Below are 14,507 nucleotides of genomic sequence, written 5' to 3' on the forward strand. Positions count from 1 at the left end.
ACCAGGTCCTCGACACGATCGACCAGCAGCAACGGATAGCGATGCGGCAACGCGGCCATGACGCGCCCGATATCGAGCGGACCAAGACCGGTCTTGGCCGTGTCGTTCACAGTCTCGGTCATCGGTGTGACTTAGCGACCCTGCGGCGTACGCGTTGCAGCAGGTGCGCGACCCGCTGCGGCAGGAGCGGCACCCTGCTGCTGGCCACCCTGCTGGTTCGGCTGCCAGTTCGCGGGAACCGCGGTGCTGACCGACGGCACCAGGCGATCGAGCTCGGTGGTAATCGCCGCGGTGATGTCGGCGGTCGGCTGTGCGAACAGTGCTGCCTCGGGACGCAGCAACAGGCTGACGTTCTTGGCACGAACCGCTGCGGTCACGGCGTCGCTTAGCTTCGCCTGGATCTGCTCGATCGCATATTGCTGCGCGCGCTGTGCGGGCTGAGTCAGACGGGCGAGTTCCTGGTTGGCGGCATTCTCGCGCGTCTGGATCGCCTGGGCCTGCGGACGAAGCGTCGCTTCGCTGGCGCCGGGCGCACGCTGGGCCGTCTGGAACGCGGTGACCAGTGGCTGGAGTTCGCGGGCCACGGCCTGGCGGCGCGTCTCGGCTTGGTCGAGCTGTGCCTTGTACGTCGTCTCGATCTGGGCGCGCGCGGCGTTCCAGGCCTTCGAGTTGGCGATCGCGCCCTGCGCGTCGGCGACGGCGATGCCCGAAACCTGCGCATCGGCAGCGGTCGCGGTCATGGCAGCCGGCGCGACGAGCGCTGCGGCGAGGAGAAGCGTCTTGAACGTCGTCATCAGAACTGTGTCCCTACGTTGAAAGTAATGAGTTTGGGGTCGTCGCCCGGCTGCTTGAGCAACGCACGCGCCAAGTCGATCCGGAGCGGACCAAACGGTGAATTCCAGTTCACGCCGATACCGACCGACAGGCGCGGCTTTGCGGAGTTACCCAGGAACTGTTCGTTATACGGTCCATAAGACGACGCATACAATGTGTTCGCCGAGGTGCCGACGCACCCGGCGCCGAAGCCCGTCTGACACGTGGTGATCGCCCCCGCATTCGGATCGGTGCCGGTCGTCGGCGTCGGTACGACATACTGCGTTTCGCCGGCCGCGTTCTTGATCGGCGTCAACAATGGCAGGATCGTACCGTCCGCTGCGACCGGGTACGAGCCCGGCTGTCCGAGCGCCGGTACGGTCAGGTTCGGCCGCGTGATGCTGAACAGCGAGCCTGCCTGGACGTAGATCGACGGACGCAGCCCGAGTTCGCGCGCGCCGGAACCAAGCGGGATCTCCATCTCGATACGGCCGAGGTAATAGGCGTTGCCGCCGAGCGCATCGTCGATGAACTGGTTGCGGTCGGTGACCAGGACCTGCTTACCCGTCGTCGCGTCGGTGGTGTAGGGAACGCGCAGCACGCGGGGGCCGACGCCGCGAATGTCGAAACCGCGGAACTGAGGCTCGCCCAGATAGAAGCGGTCGGTGATGCGGACCTTGTCGATACCTTCGCCGCGACTACCCTCGAGCGACTTGATGTAGCCACCCTCCGCGATCGCCGACAGAATGAAGCCGCTGCCCGCATTCCAGTATTTCGCGCCTTCCGCGCGCGTCCGGATGTACTTCACGTCGCCGCCGAGACCCGCAAAGTCCTGGCTGAACGAGAAGCGCGAGCCCGCGGTCGGGCGCAGGCGGCTGTTCAGCGTATCATAGCTCAGCGAATAGCCGACGGACGACGTCCAGCGATTGCCGATGGCTTCGCAAAGGTATCGCCCGGCCTTCAGGATGTCGCACTTCCCGTCGGTAAAATAGGTGCCCTCACTGAGCCCAACTTCGTCGTACGACAGACCGTAACGCCCCGACAGCGACCAAAATTCGGTCAGCGGCACGCCGGTACGAAGCTGGAAGCCTGTCGACACCTGCGAATAAGTCGTCTGGCGATCGTTGCCGATATAGTTGAACGAGTTGTAGTCGCGGCGGAAGATATCGCCGCCGACCGCAATGTTCTTGTCGAACAGATACGGCTCGGTGAAGCCCAGCTCGATCGACTTCGAATAGCTCGAATAATTCACACCGGCGCGCAGTTCCTGGCCCTTGCCGCGGAAGTTGCGCTGCGTGATGTTCGCTTGGATGATGAAGCGCTCGAGGCTCGAATACCCCGCCGAAAGCTGAAGCTCGCCGGTCGACTTCTCTTCGAGGTTGGTCTCGAGGATAACGCGATCGGGCGCCGACCCCGGCAGCTGCTTGATCTCCATCTTGTCCTGGAAATAGCCCAGCGAGTTGATGCGATCCTGCGACCGCTTCACCTGGAAGCTGTTGAACGCATCCCCCTCGGCCAGACGGATCTCGCGACGCACGACCTTATCCTGCGTCTGCGTGTTGCCGTTGATCTCGACCCGCTCGACATAGGTCCGCTTGGCTTCGGCGATGTTGAAGTTGATCCCCATCGTCAGCGTCTCGGAGTCCTTCTGGAACTCCGGGTTCACCTCGGTGAACGCATAGCCGAACAGGCCCGCCGTCTGGCTGAGGTTGTCGACCGAATCCTCGACCAGCTTAGCGTTGTACCAGTCGCCCTTCTTCAGCGGCAGCGAGGCGGCGAGCTTGGTATTGTCGAAGTCGCGGATCTGGCTGTCGACGGTGACGTCGCCGAACTTGTAGCGCTTACCCTCCTCCACCACGTACGTGATGATGAAGTCCTTCTTGTCCGGCGTCAGCTCGGCGACCGCCGAGGTCACGCGGAAATCGGCATAACCCTGCGTCAGATAGAACTGGCGAAGCTTCTGCTGGTCGTAGGACAGGCGATCCTGATCATAGCTGGTCGCCGAAGAGAGCAGACGAAACAGGCGCGACTGCTTGGTCGCCATCTGGCCGCGGATCTGGTCGTCGGAGAACACCTCGTTACCGAGGATGTTGATCTGGCGGACCTTCGATTTCGGTCCTTCGCTGATCTCGAACACGACGTCGACGCGGTTCTGGTCGAGGTTGACCATCTTCGGATCGATCACCGCGGCGAAGCGGCCCTGGCGACGATACAGCTCGATGATCCGCGCAATATCCTGGCGGACTGCGGTGCGCGTGAAGATCTGGCGCGGCGCGAGCTTGATCTCCTTGGTGATCTTGTCGCTCTTGAGAGCCTTGTTGCCCTCGATGATCACGCGGTTGATGATCGGGTTCTCGCGCACGCGGAGAACGATGTTGCCGTCCTCGACACCCGCGATCGAGTAATCCGCGAACAGGTCGCTGGCCTGGAGGTCCTTCAGCGCCTGGTCGAGCGTCTCGGCGGTGTACGGGATGCCGACGCGCAGCTTGGTATAGCTCAGCACCGTCTCGCCCTCGATGCGCTGCGATCCCTCGACGCGCAAAGTCTTTATCGTCCGCACGGATACCGGCGTGCCGACGGGCGTTACTACCGGCGGAGCGACTCGCGTCGCACCGCTCCGCGTCGCCGTTCCGGCGGGCGAGGTAGAAGGCGAGGCGGCGGGTGCCGTCTGCGCAAAGGCGGGGACGCCCGACAGGATCGTTCCTGCAAGCAGCAGGGCGCCCTTACGCGCGAAATCGTAACCGTTGATCGCTGTCACCAAACCCACCTTAAAAACGTGCACATACAAGGCGCGCCCGCCCTGCCCTATCGTCGTCAGCCGATCAAGCCGGCCAAGTTCTTCCAGAGCCCGAAATTGCCGAGATCGTTGAAGGTCACGAGCAACATCAGCGCGAGGATTGCCGCAAGACCGCCACGAAACGCCCATTCCTGAACCTGCGGCTCGACCGGGCGCCTGCGCACCGCTTCGATCGCATAGAAGAACAAATGGCCTCCATCGAGCATCGGCACTGGCAGCAGATTGATGAACCCCAGATTGATCGACACCAGCGCGATCAGGAAGACATAGGCGTCGAGACCCAGCGACATCTGCTCGCCCGACACCTTGGCGATGCTGAGTGGCCCGCCGAGTTCCTTGACCGAACGGCGTCCGGTTATGACCTGACCAAGAGTCTCGACCATCATCGACACGATCTCGCCGGTCCGCTTCACTGCGACGACCGGTGCTTCGAGAAGGCTGACGGGAACGATGATCGGCTTGCTGCCGGCGATGCCGAGGCGACCGATCCGATATTCGTTGCCGAAGCGATCGCGCTGGAGTTCGGTACCGATGACGATGTCGCGTGACAGCGCCTGGTCGCCGCGCACGGCGTCGATCCGGGTCCGCTCGCCGGCACGGATGCGGGCATAGCGTGCCATGTCGTCGAACGTCTCGACCGAACGGCCGCCGATCCCCGTGATCCGGTCACCAGCCTGAAGGCCGGCTGCCGCGGCTGCACTACCGGGGACGGTACCGCCGACGATCGGGGGCATGCGGATGTCGCCGTACGCGAATGCAAAGCCCGCCAGGATCAGGATCGCGACGACGAAATTGACGACCGGGCCGGCTGCGACAACGATCGCGCGCTGCCATACCGGCTTCGACTGGAACGTACGCTGACGCTCTTCTGCGGGTAGCGACAGCCACTCCGCGGAGGGCTGGCTGGCCGGGTTCATGTCGCCAGCGAACTTCACGTAGCCACCCAGCGGCAGCCAACCGAACTTCCACCGCGTGCCGCGCTTGTCGGTGAAGCCTGCGATCTCGTGGCCGAAGCCGATCGCGAAGGCATCCGCCTTGATCCCGAAAAAGCGCCCTGCGAGGTAATGTCCCATCTCGTGCACGAACACGAGGGGGCCGATCACCGCGGCGAACGACAATATGGTCAGCAGGACACCGGGTGTTTCGATCAAACCGCGTAATCCTTCACACGCTCGCCGGCCAAGATCCGCGCTTCGGCGTCGATCGCCAGCACGGCATCGACGCTTTCCGGCGCGGCCGGGTCATAACACGACAACGTATGTTCGACGATTGCGGCAATTTCGAGGAAGCCGATGCGTCGTTGCAGGAATGCCTCGACCGCTACCTCGTTGGCGGCATTGAGAATTGCCGGCCGAGCGCCACCTGCGTCGAGTGCCTCGCGGGCAAGCCGCAACGCGGGGAAGCGAACCGGGTCGGGAGCCTCGAAGTCGAGTCGGCCGATCGCGACGAGATCGAGCGGGGCCATCGGCGTTGTCATCCGGTCAGGCCACGCCAGCGTGTGCGCGATCGGCGTCCGCATGTCGGGGGGCCCAAGCTGGGCGAGGACCGATCCGTCGACGTGATCGACCAGGCTGTGGATCACCGATTGCGGGTGGATGACGATCTCGATCCGGCCGTGCGCGATCGGAAACAGCCGCGCGGCCTCGATCAGTTCGAGGCCCTTGTTCATGCAGGTCGCCGAATCGACCGAGATCTTCGCGCCCATCGACCAGTTGGGATGCTTGACCGCCTGTTCTCGCGTGACGCCACGCATCTGCTCGGTCGTCCAGTCTCGAAACGGCCCGCCGCTGCACGTGAGGATGATCCGGCGGACGCGCTCGGGGCGAGTCGCATCGAAGCACTGGAAGATCGCATTGTGCTCGGAGTCGGCTGGCAACAGAGTCGCGCCGGTGCGCTTGGCTGCCGCAAGGATCACGTCGCCGGCGGAGACCAGCGGCTCCTTGTTCGCGATGACGACGGTACCGCCCTGCTCGATCGCCGCCATCACCGGCTTCAAACCCGCGCACCCGACAATCGCGCCCATCGTCCAATCCGCACCCGATGACGCAGCCTCGGCTATCGCGTCGGCACCACCGCCCGCGCGGATCCGCGTGCCGGCCAGCGCCTCGCGCAACTCCGGCAGGCACTTTTCGTCGGCGACTACGGCGAACTCGGCGTTGGTACGGATCGCGGCGGTGGCGAGTTTGGTCACGTCGCAATTGGCGGTCAGCGCGACGACGCGGAAGCGATCGGGTTCCCGCTCGATCAGGTCGAGCGTCGAGGTACCGACCGAGCCGGTCGCCCCCAAAATTGTGACGCTTTTCATGCGTAGAAGTGCGGCAACAGGACGAGGAACGCCGCGACCGGCGCGACCGGAACCAGGCCGTCGAGGCGATCCATCACGCCGCCATGCCCCGGCAGGATATTGCCACTGTCCTTCACGCCCGCCACTCTCTTCAACCAACTTTCGTAGAGATCGCCCATCTGCGCGAGCACGGCGAGTACCGGTGTCGCCAGCGTCATCCGCATCGGCAGGCCGTATTGCGTGTGCAGCACGGCCGCGACCGCGCTCGCCAGCACAACGCCACCGATCAGCCCGGACCATGTCTTGTTCGGACTGATCACCGGCGCAAGCTTGGGACCGCCCAGCGTGCGCCCGGTGAAGAACGCGCCGATATCGCATGCCCAAACCAGCGACAGCGCCCACAGCGTGTAGAGGATGCCCTCGTCCTGCCGCCGGATGATCATCAGCGCGAAGACGGGGAGACCACAATAGATAATGCCCAGCGCCAGCTTGGGTTTGCGAGTCGTGATGACGACGAAGAACGCCGCCCCCACGAGCAGGCCCAGCGTGAAGAAATCGTGGATCACGAGGATCAGCGACGCCGGCGCCATCAGCGCGAGCGGCACCGACAATGCGAACTGCGTCATCCGCTTGGTCTTGGCGTCGGCGCCTTGCAGCATCGACCATTCCGCCATCATGAACAGCGCGGCGACCACGCCGAGCACCCAGAACGCAATCCCGCCGAGCGTCAGCGCAAAGCTCGCCACCGCGATCATGCCGACGCTGGCGATCATCCGGAGCTGGAGATTGGACGGCGTGCGCAACGCCTGATCGGGCGCCTTTTCAGGGTCGGTGAGGTTCACAGACCACCGTAGCGGCGCTGACGCTGACCAAACGCCGCGACAGCATCGGCGAGCGCGGCGGCGTCGAAGTCGGGCCAGAGCGTGTCGACGAACAGCAGTTCCGCATACGCCGCTTGCCACAACAGGAAGTTCGACAAGCGCTGCTCGCCCGACGTCCGGATCATCAGGTCCAGCGGCGGGAGGTCGTGCGTATCGAGTTCGGCTTCGATCGTCGCCTCGTCGATGCTCGCCGGATCCAGCGTACCATCGCGCGCGCGCTCCGCCAGACGCCGTGCCGCGCCCACCAGTTCGGCATGCGCGCCATAATTCAGCGCGATCGCCAGGATCGGCCCGGTATTCCCCGCCGTCCGCGCGATCGCATCGTCGACCATCGCCACCAGATCCGGCGAAAAGCTATGGTAATCCCCGATCACGCGCAGCCGGACGTTCTCGCGCGCGAGTTCGTCGAGGTCGCTGCGGATGAAATGCCGCAGCAGCCCCATCAGGTCGCTGACCTCTTCGGCCGGGCGCCGCCAGTTCTCCGACGAGAATGCGTACAGCGTCAGCGCCTCGATCCCCATCGCCCGCGCCGCGCGCGTCACCTTGCGCACCGCCTCGACGCCGGCCTTGTGCCCGGCGAAGCGCGGCAGGAACCGCTTCTTCGCCCAGCGGCCATTGCCGTCCATGATGATCGCGACATGACGCGGCACCGCCCCGCCTGCAGGAACGGCGCCCACAGGAACAGCAGCGAGCGGCGCGGCCGAGGAGGCCTGCAATCTCACTTGCCCAGGATTTCCTTTTCCTTGGCGGTCGCAGTCGTATCGAGCTCGGCGATGATGCTATCGGTCAGCTTCTGGACTTCGGTCTCGTGACGCTTGCGCTCGTCCTCGCCGAACACGCCCTTTTTCTCGTCGACCTTGAGCGAGTCCATGCCGTCGCGGCGGACGTTGCGGACCGCGATGCGGGCCTTCTCGGCATACTGGCCGGCAAGCTTGGCGAGTTCCTTGCGGCGCTCCTCGGTCAGATCCGGGATCGGCAGGCGCAGCGTCTGGCCGTCAACGATCGGGTTAAGCCCGAGGCCGGCCGAGCGGATCGCCTTGTCGGTCGGGCCGACGTTCGACTTGTCCCAGACCTGCACCGACAGCATCCGCGGCTCGGGCGCCGAGACGGTCGCGACCTGGTTCAGCGGCATCGACGAGCCGTACACCGTCACCATCACCGGATCGAGCAACGCGGTCGACGCGCGACCCGTGCGCAGGCCGGCGAGATCGCTCTTCAGCGCTTCGACGGCACCCGCCATGCGGCGTTCGAGGTCGGTCTTGTCGTATGCAGCCATCTTAAAGCTCCTGCTCGTTCTGGACGATCGTCGACACGCCATCACCCGCCAAGACCGCGGCGAGATTGCCGGGTTCGCGGATGTTGAAGACGACGATCGGGATGTTGTTGTCGCGGCACAGCGCGATCGCGCTCGCGTCCATGACCTTGAGGTCGTCGGACAGCACGCGGCTGTACGTGACCGTTTCGTAGCGCACTGCGTCCGGGTGCGTCTTCGGGTCGGCGTTATAGACGCCGTCGACCGAAGTGCCCTTGAACAGCGCATCGCACTTCATCTCGGCAGCACGCAGCGCGGCGCCAGAATCGGTGGTGAAATAGGGGCTGCCGACGCCCGCCGCGAAGATCACGACGCGGCCCTTCTCCAGGTGACGCTCGGCGCGGCGGCGAATGAACGGCTCGCAGACCGACGCCATCGGGATGGCCGACTGGACGCGCGTGTCGACGCCTATCTGCTCCAGCGCGTTCTGTACGGCCAGCGCGTTCATCACGGTCGCGAGCATGCCCATGTAATCGCCGGTCGCCCGGTCCATGCCGCGTGCCGCCCCCGCCATGCCGCGGAAGATGTTGCCCCCGCCGACGACGATGCAGATCTCGTAGCCCTTCGCCTTGATGTCCGCGATCTCCTGCGCGACGCGCGCGGTGACGGTCGGATCGATCGAAAGACCCGATGGCCCCATCAGGACTTCGCCCGACAGTTTCAGCAGGATACGGTTGTAGCGCGGAGGCGTCATAAATCTCGAATTGTGATTGGCGGGGCGGCGCGGACCTTAGGCGGCGAGGCCCGGGATGTGAAGCGCTGTGCGGCGCGTGCATCGAAACTGGATGGAGATGAGACGGAAAATCGTCGTTCGCGATACTCGCGCACCAGAGAATTATCGTCATTCCCACGGAGGCGGGAACCCATTTGGGCTGGCGTCCCAATGGATCACCAGCTCCGGAGTATATGGATCCCCGCCTACGCGGGGATGACGAGGCAGCCCGAAGGCTACCCCGCTACCCTTCTCCACTCGGGGAGAAGGTGGCCCGGCAGGGCCGGATGAGGGGGAGTGAGGTTCGAGACCTCACCACTCCCCTCACCCTTCCCACGGCCAAGTGGCCGCGGGCCCCTTCCCTCTCCCCGTTGGGGCGAGGGAGGAAGTCGGCTTACGCCTGCGGAACGCCCGAAGCAGCAGCAACCTCGGCTGCGAAGTCGGACTGCTCCTTCTCGATGCCTTCGCCGAGCTGGAAGCGGACATAGTCCACCAGCTTGATCTCGGCGCCCGCATCCTTGCCGGCCTTGGCGACGACGTCGGAGATCTTGGTCTTGCCGTCCATCACGAACAGCTGGCTGACCAGGGCATGCTCCTTGCGGTACTTGGCGATGCCGCCTTCGACCATCTTGGCGATGATATCGGCAGGCTTGCCCGACTCGGCGGCCTTTTCGGTCGCGATCGCGCGCTCGCGCTCGATCTCGGACTCGTCGAGGTCGGCTTCGTTCAATGCCTTCGGGAACGCGGCTGCGATGTGCATCGCGAGCTGCTTGCCGAGTGCCTGGAGAACCTCGTCCGAAGCCTCCGACTCGAGCGCGACGAGAACGCCGATCTTGCCGAGGCCGGGGGCCGCCGCGTTATGGATGTACGGAACGACCGCACCCTTGCTGACTTCCAGCGTGCGCGAGCGGCGCAACGACTGGTTCTCGCCGATCGTCGCGACGTTGTTCGTCAGGACTTCCTCGACGGTCTTGCCCGATGGCATCGCCTGCGACTTCAGCGCCTCGATGTCGCCGCCGGTTGCCAGAGCGATCTGCGTGACGTCACGGACGAACGACTGGAACTGGTCGTTCTTGGCGACGAAATCGGTCTCCGAATTGACTTCGACCGCTGCGCCCTTGGTGCCCGACACGGCGACGCCGACCAGACCCTCGGCCGCGGTACGGCTGGACTTCTTGGCGGCGGCTGCGAGCCCCTTGGTGCGCAGCCAATCCATTGCCTGCTCCATGTCGCCGGCGTTCTCGCTCAGCGCCTTCTTGCAATCCATCATGCCCGCGCCGCTCTTCTCGCGCAGATCCTTGACCATCGCTGCCGTGATATCGGCCATGTCTCTAATCCTTTTTAGGTCTGAATATGGTTGCGGGCGAGGCAGAGCTTTCGCCCTACCCCGCCCGCATGACGGTTCGGCGACGACGCTTATGCGTCGATCTGGCGCTCACCCTCGGCTGCGAATTCTGCAGCGGTATCGGCATTCGCAGTTGCCTGTGCCGTGTCAGCCGTAGCCTCGACGGTCGGCTCTGCGCTCAGTGCCTCTTCCTTCGGCGGCTCGACCATCGCGCCGATGTCGGCACCGGTGCGGCGCTGCTGCTCCTGGCCGCCGCGCGTCGCTGCGATCGCGATCGCCTCGCAGTACAGGCGGATGGCGCGGGCTGCGTCGTCGTTCGCGGGAACCGGGAAGGCGATGCCGTCCGGCGACACGTTCGAATCGAGGATCGCGACGACGGGAATACCCAGCGTGTTGGCTTCCTTGATCGCCAGCTCTTCCTTGTTCGCGTCGATCACGAACATCACGTCGGGAATGCCGCCCATGTCGCGGATGCCGCCGAGCGAAAGCTCGAGCTTGTCCTTCTCGCGGGTAAGCTGGAGAACTTCCTTCTTGGTCAGGCCGACGGTGTCGCCCGACAGCATTTCCTCGAGCGTCTTGAGACGCTTGATCGAACCCGAGATGGTCTTCCAATTGGTGAGCATGCCGCCCAACCAGCGATGGTTGACGAAGTGCTGGCCCGAGCGACGCGCTGCGTCCGCGACGGGATCCTGTGCCTGGCGCTTGGTGCCGACGAACAGGACCTTGCCACCACCGGCAACAGCCGACGAGACGAATTCGAGCGCGCGCGCGAACAGCGGCACGGTCTGCGAAAGGTCGAGGATGTGGACGCCGTTACGATCACCGAAGATGTAAGGCTTCATCTTGGGGTTCCACCGATGAGTCTGGTGGCCGAAATGCGCGCCCGTTTCGATGAGCTGCTGCATGGAGACGACTGGAGCCGCCATAGGGATATATCCTTCCGGTTGTGCCTCTGGGAAGCGGATGACGTCGTGGCCGAATGACCATGACGCACCGGGCTATGATGCCTCCCATGCGGGGTTAGAGGCGCGGCCCTTAGCGTGGCTCTATTCGAAAAGCAATCGCACAAGGCCCGCTTGACTCATGGAACGCAATGAGAACATAAAGGGCCCAGAGGGGAACAGATGTTCGACTCGGCGCGGAATCACCCCGGCATGACGGGATTCGAAATGCGACGAGTGGAACGATGTTTCTGACCAAGTGTTTGCGGATATTAGGAATTTGTTCGCAACTCATAGGAAGGCGGACGTGATGTTGGTTCTGAGCTTCATGGTTTTTGCTGGTGCATTCGCGGTCGCGGGCATGATGATCGTCTCGTCGATCGCGCCGCAGTGGGACCGTATCGTCCGCCTCGCGATGGGCAACGTCGAACCCGCGTTCCAGCCGCTCCGCACGTTGGCCGTTGCGGAGCGCCGAATTGCGGTCAGGCGTTGGGCTTCGACGTCGGCTCCGGTGCCCGCCCGCCGCTGGAACGCTGCCGCCTGATCTTGGCGTAGCTCGCGATGCTGAACGGCATCGAGAGCAGGTACAGCACGCAGATGATGCTGAGCGTATGCCACGGCGCGCTCACGATGGCAGCGCCGAGCAGCACGACGAGAGCGATGGCCTCGAACCGGATGTTGCTGCGGAGTTTGACCGAACTCCACGAGTAGGTCGCGATACTAGACACCATCAGGAGCGCGACGAACGCAACCCAGGGTGCCACGAAATACGGCGACGCGAACTTGGGTTCGTCGGTCCAGAACCAGAAGAACATCGGCATCAGCGCGAGTCCTGCGCCAGCCGGAGCCGGGACGCCGGTAAGGAAGCCCGCCGACTTGTGCGGTTGGTGGCTCTCGTCGATCTTGGCGTTGAAGCGTGCGAGACGCAGCGCGCAGAACACGGCGAGGATCAGCGAGCAGATCCAGCCGACACGCGGCAAAGCCGTGAGCGACCAGAGATAGACAATCAACGCTGGCGCGACGCCGAACGAGATCGCGTCGGACAGCGAATCGAGCTCGGCGCCAAACCGGCTTTCGCCGTGCAGCATCCGGGCGATTCGACCGTCGAGTCCGTCGAGCACGCCCGCAACCATGATCATCGCGACCGCGCTTTCCCACTGCCCACCGATCGCGAACCGCACGCCGCTGAGGCCTGAACACAAGGCTAGCGCGGTAACGGCGTTGGGAGCGACGGCGCGCAGGGGAAGTCCGCGCGGTGCACGACGTGCGCGACCGAACCGCCCCCGGCCCCGCTCTTCGATCGGATCGATCGAACCGTCGCGGTCCATCACTGGGCGATACCACCGACCGGAACGCCACCGACGCGACCGAGCACGGTCTCGCCAGCGATGCTGCGCTGGCCGAGACACACCTGCGGGACGACGTGATCGGGCAGGTATACGTCGACTCGGCTGCCGAACCGGATCAGGCCAATGCGCTGGCCGACCGCGACCATGTCACCGGCCTTCACGAAGCCAAGGATACGCCGCGCGACCAGGCCGGCGATCTGCGTGAAGCCGATCCGCATGCCGTTGCGGTCCTCGACGACGAAATGCTGGCGCTCGTTTTCGTCGCTCGCCTTGTCGAGATCCGCGTTGAGAAACTTGCCCGAGATATAGACCACCTGGCGGATAGTCCCGGCGATCGGCGTGCGATTGATGTGCACGTCGAACACCGACATGAAGATCGACACGCGCACCAGCGGCGCGTCGCCAAGACCGTTCTCGCCGGCGAGCTCGCGCGGGATTGGTACGCGCTGGATCATCGTGATCAGCCCGTCGGCGGGAGCGACGATCAGGCCTTCGCCCTGAGGGGTCGTGCGGATCGGATCGCGGAAGAACGTCGCGACCCAGATCACGACGCCGACCATCGGCCAGAACAGCACGTGGCTGATGATCGTCAGCAGCAGCGTGATGCCGGTCGCGATCGCGACGTATTTGTGGCCTTCCGGATGGACTGCGGGAAATCGCCATTTGACCGTGGAGGTCGTGACGGGCGGCTTGTCGAGCGATGCCATAACCCGCGGGTCTATCCGTGCAGGACGCGCGATACAACGATGAACCGGCTTTTCCTTACAGGACCAGTGGTTGATCGCCGCGACATGCTCCCCTAGACGCTTCCCAAACCCCTCCCCCGAAGGACCCGGATATGGCGAAGATCAAGGTTAAGAATCCGATCGTGGAGATCGATGGCGACGAGATGACCCGGATCATCTGGGAATGGATCCGCGAGCGCCTGATCAAGCCGTATCTCGATATCGAGCTCGATTATTACGATCTCGGCGTCGAGCATCGCGATGCGACCGACGACCAGGTCACGATCGACAGCGCGCTCGCCACGCAGAAGCACGGCGTCGCGGTGAAGTGCGCGACGATCACGCCCGACGAGCAGCGCGTCACCGAGTTCGGCCTGAAGAAGATGTGGAAGTCGCCGAACGGCACGATCCGCAACATCCTCGGCGGCACCATCTTCCGCGAGCCGATCGTGATCAAGAACGTCCCGCGCCTGATCCCGGGCTGGACGCACCCGATCGTCGTCGGCCGTCACGCATTCGGCGATCAGTACCGCGCGACCGACTATCTGGTCCCGGGTCCGGGCAAGTTGCGCCTCGTCTTCGAAGGCGACGACGGCACGGTCATCGACCGCGAGGTGTTCCAGTTCCCATCGGCGGGCGTCGCGATGGCGATGTACAACCTCGACGATTCGATCCGCGATTTCGCCCGCGCGTCGATGCACTACGGCCTCAACCTGAAGTGGCCGGTGTACCTGTCGACCAAGAACACGATCCTGAAGGCCTATGACGGCCGCTTCAAGGACCTGTTCGCCGAGGTGTTCGAAGCCGAGTTCAAGGACAAGTTCAAGGAAGCCGGGATCGTCTACGAGCATCGCCTGATCGACGACATGGTCGCTTCGGCGCTTAAGTGGAACGGCGAGTTCGTCTGGGCCTGCAAGAACTATGACGGCGACGTCCAGTCGGACCAGGTCGCACAGGGCTTCGGGTCGCTCGGCCTGATGACCTCGATCCTGCTGACCCCGGACGGCAAGACCGTCGAGGCCGAGGCGGCGCACGGCACCGTCACGCGTCACTTCCGCATGCACGAGCAGGGCAAGGCGACCTCGACCAACCCGATCGCGTCGATCTTCGCATGGACCGGTGGCCTGAAGTATCGCGGCAAGTTCGACGACACGCCCGACGTCACGAAGTTCGCCGAGACGCTCGAGCGCGTCTGCGTCCAGACGGTTGAGAACGGCCACATGACCAAGGATCTCGCGATCCTGATCGGCCCCGACCAGCCCTGGATGACGACCGAGCAGTTCTTCGAGCAGGTCCGTGCGAACCTCGAGACCGAAATGGCCAACTGGGCCTGAGCCGACGACCGGGC

Annotated in this window: 15 protein-coding genes (1 of these 15 only partly in view); 2 read left to right on the plus strand and 13 right to left on the minus strand. The window is 64.3% G+C overall.

The features are described from left to right. The 11 genes from fabZ to rpsB form a co-directional block, all read right to left on the minus strand. Nucleotides 1–122, minus strand: partial view of a 3-hydroxyacyl-ACP dehydratase FabZ gene (gene fabZ / locus AC1MH0_RS07705; protein WP_480965396.1) — the start only. The gene continues 364 nt to the left of window position 1, outside the view; the window shows 122 of its 486 coding nt (coding positions 1–122); it begins with the start codon at nucleotides 120–122; its stop codon lies beyond the left edge, outside the window. 9 nt (nucleotides 123–131) lie between these two features. Next, the gene (locus tag AC1MH0_RS07710) at nucleotides 132–794 is read right to left on the minus strand and encodes an OmpH family outer membrane protein (protein WP_480965397.1); all 663 of its coding nucleotides are present in this window, start codon (nucleotides 792–794) and stop codon (nucleotides 132–134) included. Beyond that, nucleotides 794–3,574, minus strand: a complete 2,781-nt coding sequence (gene bamA, locus AC1MH0_RS07715; protein WP_480965701.1) for an outer membrane protein assembly factor BamA — start codon at nucleotides 3,572–3,574, stop codon at nucleotides 794–796. The genes AC1MH0_RS07710 and bamA overlap by 1 nt, the downstream gene beginning before the upstream one ends. Before the next feature lie 53 nt (nucleotides 3,575–3,627). Next, entirely contained in the window at nucleotides 3,628–4,761 is a 1,134-nt protein-coding gene (gene rseP, locus AC1MH0_RS07720) for an RIP metalloprotease RseP (protein WP_480965398.1), read from the minus strand. Beyond that, entirely contained in the window at nucleotides 4,758–5,915 is a 1,158-nt protein-coding gene (locus tag AC1MH0_RS07725) for a 1-deoxy-D-xylulose-5-phosphate reductoisomerase (protein ID WP_480965399.1), read from the minus strand. The genes rseP and AC1MH0_RS07725 overlap by 4 nt, the downstream gene beginning before the upstream one ends. Beyond that, the gene (locus AC1MH0_RS07730; protein ID WP_480965702.1) at nucleotides 5,912–6,667 is read right to left on the minus strand and encodes a phosphatidate cytidylyltransferase; all 756 of its coding nucleotides are present in this window, start codon (nucleotides 6,665–6,667) and stop codon (nucleotides 5,912–5,914) included. The genes AC1MH0_RS07725 and AC1MH0_RS07730 overlap by 4 nt, the downstream gene beginning before the upstream one ends. A gap of 65 nt (nucleotides 6,668–6,732) precedes the next feature. Further along, entirely contained in the window at nucleotides 6,733–7,425 is a 693-nt protein-coding gene (locus AC1MH0_RS07735; RefSeq protein WP_426279637.1) for an isoprenyl transferase, read from the minus strand. Between the two features lie 68 nt (nucleotides 7,426–7,493). Beyond that, nucleotides 7,494–8,051, minus strand: coding sequence for a ribosome recycling factor (frr, locus tag AC1MH0_RS07740; protein ID WP_480965400.1), 558 nt, complete (start codon nucleotides 8,049–8,051; stop codon nucleotides 7,494–7,496). A gap of 1 nt (nucleotide 8,052) precedes the next feature. After that, on the minus strand, nucleotides 8,053–8,781 hold the full coding sequence (gene pyrH, locus AC1MH0_RS07745; protein ID WP_056066004.1) for a UMP kinase: 729 nt from the start codon (nucleotides 8,779–8,781) through the stop codon (nucleotides 8,053–8,055). 412 nt (nucleotides 8,782–9,193) lie between these two features. Beyond that, nucleotides 9,194–10,126: a translation elongation factor Ts gene (tsf, locus tag AC1MH0_RS07750; protein ID WP_056055945.1), complete on the minus strand. Its 933-nt coding sequence runs from the start codon at nucleotides 10,124–10,126 to the stop codon at nucleotides 9,194–9,196. A gap of 89 nt (nucleotides 10,127–10,215) precedes the next feature. After that, the gene (gene rpsB, locus AC1MH0_RS07755; protein WP_192146653.1) at nucleotides 10,216–11,070 is read right to left on the minus strand and encodes a 30S ribosomal protein S2; all 855 of its coding nucleotides are present in this window, start codon (nucleotides 11,068–11,070) and stop codon (nucleotides 10,216–10,218) included. 325 nt (nucleotides 11,071–11,395) lie between these two features. Here rpsB and AC1MH0_RS07760 point away from each other — a divergent pair, with 325 nt between their 5' ends. Then, a complete protein-coding gene (locus AC1MH0_RS07760) occupies nucleotides 11,396–11,629 on the plus strand; it encodes a hypothetical protein (protein WP_056489532.1) in 234 nt (77 codons plus the stop codon). On the opposite strand, the gene AC1MH0_RS07765 is transcribed toward AC1MH0_RS07760, so the two are convergent. Both AC1MH0_RS07765 and AC1MH0_RS07770 read right to left on the minus strand, forming a co-directional pair. Continuing rightward, nucleotides 11,568–12,413, minus strand: coding sequence for a CDP-alcohol phosphatidyltransferase family protein (locus tag AC1MH0_RS07765; RefSeq protein WP_480965401.1), 846 nt, complete (start codon nucleotides 12,411–12,413; stop codon nucleotides 11,568–11,570). The two genes, AC1MH0_RS07760 and AC1MH0_RS07765, sit on opposite strands and share 62 nt — an antisense overlap. Beyond that, complete coding sequence (locus tag AC1MH0_RS07770) at nucleotides 12,413–13,141, minus strand: phosphatidylserine decarboxylase (protein WP_480955720.1); 729 nt, start codon at nucleotides 13,139–13,141, stop codon at nucleotides 12,413–12,415. The genes AC1MH0_RS07765 and AC1MH0_RS07770 overlap by 1 nt, the downstream gene beginning before the upstream one ends. Nucleotides 13,142–13,272: 131 nt before the next feature. Between AC1MH0_RS07770 and AC1MH0_RS07775 the strand changes: the two genes are divergently transcribed. Continuing rightward, on the plus strand, nucleotides 13,273–14,493 hold the full coding sequence (locus AC1MH0_RS07775) for an NADP-dependent isocitrate dehydrogenase (RefSeq protein ID WP_480965402.1): 1,221 nt from the start codon (nucleotides 13,273–13,275) through the stop codon (nucleotides 14,491–14,493). Nucleotides 14,494–14,507 lie beyond the last annotated feature (14 nt).

It is taken from the genome of Sphingomonas sp. AP28 (assembly GCF_056680455.1).